We start from the raw sequence: 1,771 nt of genomic DNA, 5'->3' as shown, positions 1-1,771 counted from the left end.
CAATCCCAGGCGCGATTGTCGCGGCCACAGCCGGCGCCTTTATCGGCGCCCTCGTGCTCTACTGGGTCGGCAGCATCTTTGATAAAGAACGCCTCAACCACTTTGCCAGCAGCAAGATCGGCCGCCGCTTCGGCCTTTCTCCAGAAAAAGTCGCCAAGACCGAATCCTACTTCAATGCCCATGGCCGGACGGCCACCTTTTTCGGCCGCTTCATACCCGTCGTCCGCAGCTTGATTTCCCTGCCTGCCGGAATGAGCCGGTTCTCGCTGCTCAATTTCAGCTTCTACACCATCCTGGGTACGGCAATCTGGAACACGGTCTTGATCTACGCCGGCCGCTTTGCCGGCAGCGCCTACCAGCAAGTCGTGCAGGAATTTGAAGGCATCAGCATGATCATCTTGCTGGTCTTTGTGGTCATTGCTGCCGCCGTCTACTTGCTCAAGAAAAAAGGCCTGATCTTTAAAAAATAATTTTTTTGCTCCAGATCTTGACAAAAATTAAATCCGTATTAGAATTTTACTTAATCAAATAACGCAAAGATGAAGAAGACGAGTAAGAAAGCACAATCTTTTAGAGAGTTGCCGGCTGGTGAAATGGCAACAGACCCTGGCTTTCTGAATAACACTTTTTCCAGATCGCCGGCTGAAGTCACAGTAAGCCGTGCCGCCTGCAGGACGTTACCCTGCTAGAGCATGTTGGTGCTCGAAGTGGTTCAATTATGAACAAGGTGGGTGGTACCGCGGAAAGAAGCCTTTCGTCCCTAGTCAAGTCAGCTGGGGATGAAAGGCTCTTTTTGTTCCCCTGTAATTTTTAGTGTTAAAGGCAAAAGATATGGCTAAATTAGTTATACCAAGCGATTATGATCCGAAAATGACCATTCGCGAAACCGAAAAGGCAATCCGTTATATCAGAGAAACTTTCCAGGCCGAATTTGGCACCGCGATGAATCTGGAGAGAATTTCCGCGCCCATGTTCGTCAAAAAGTCTTCCGGCTTGAACGACAACCTCTCCGGCTGGGAAAAGCCCGTTTCCTTCACCCTGCATGACGGCGACGAAGGCGAGCTGCAGATCGTTCACTCCCTGGCCAAGTGGAAGCGCTGGGCCCTCAAGCACTACGGCTTCAGCCGCGGTGAAGGCCTGTTCACCAACATGAACGCCATCAGAAAAGACGAAGAAGTCCTGGACAACCTTCACTCCGTTTACGTCGACCAGTGGGACTGGGAAAAGGTCATCGACAAGAGCGAGCGGACTGAAGAAACCCTCCGCCAGACCGTTCAGCGGATCTTTGAAACCATCAAGGGCATGGAATACCACGTCCGGGCCCTTTACCCTCAGGCGGCCTACCACCTGCCAGAGGAAATCAGTTTCGTGACCAGCGAAGAGCTGGAAGCCCGCTGGCCGTCTTTGACGCCAAGCGAACGCGAAGACAAGATCTGCAAGGAGCGCGGCGCGGTCTTTTTGGAACACATTGGCGGTGCATTGCCTTTGTCAAAGAAGCCGCATGACCTGCGGGCGCCTGACTACGATGACTGGACTTTGAACGGCGACCTGCTCTTCTGGTATGAACCGCTTCAGCGGGCCTTTGAAGTCAGCAGCATGGGCATCCGGGTTGATGAAGACCGGTTGAAAAAGCAGCTGAAACTGGCAGCTGCTGAAGACCGGCTGGACCTGCCTTTCCACCAGGCCCTGTTAAAAGGCGAGCTGCCATACTCTATCGGCGGCGGGATCGGGCAGTCAAGACTCTGCATGCTGCTTTTAGGCAAGGCCCACA

2 protein-coding genes and 1 other annotated feature are annotated in these 1,771 nt (G+C 53.0%); both genes read left to right on the top strand.

Going from position 1 to position 1,771, the window contains the following annotated elements; translation table 11 throughout:
* A partial coding sequence (locus lacNas_RS06740; RefSeq protein ID WP_201346718.1) for a DedA family protein occupies positions 1–470 on the top strand: 470 nt, incomplete at its 5' end.
* Between the two features lie 60 nt (positions 471–530).
* Positions 531–765: a binding site (T-box leader), on the top strand.
* 66 nt (positions 766–831) lie between these two features.
* On the top strand, positions 832–1,771 hold a 940-nt coding region (asnA, locus tag lacNas_RS06735; protein ID WP_201346717.1), incomplete at its 3' end, for an aspartate--ammonia ligase.

The sequence above is a fragment of the Lactobacillus nasalidis genome (genome assembly GCF_016587775.1).
In the GTDB taxonomy this organism is placed as follows: domain Bacteria; phylum Bacillota; class Bacilli; order Lactobacillales; family Lactobacillaceae; genus Lactobacillus; species Lactobacillus nasalidis.
Note: the sequence above shows the minus strand (reverse complement) of the source record. Positions and strands in the feature narration are given on the sequence as shown.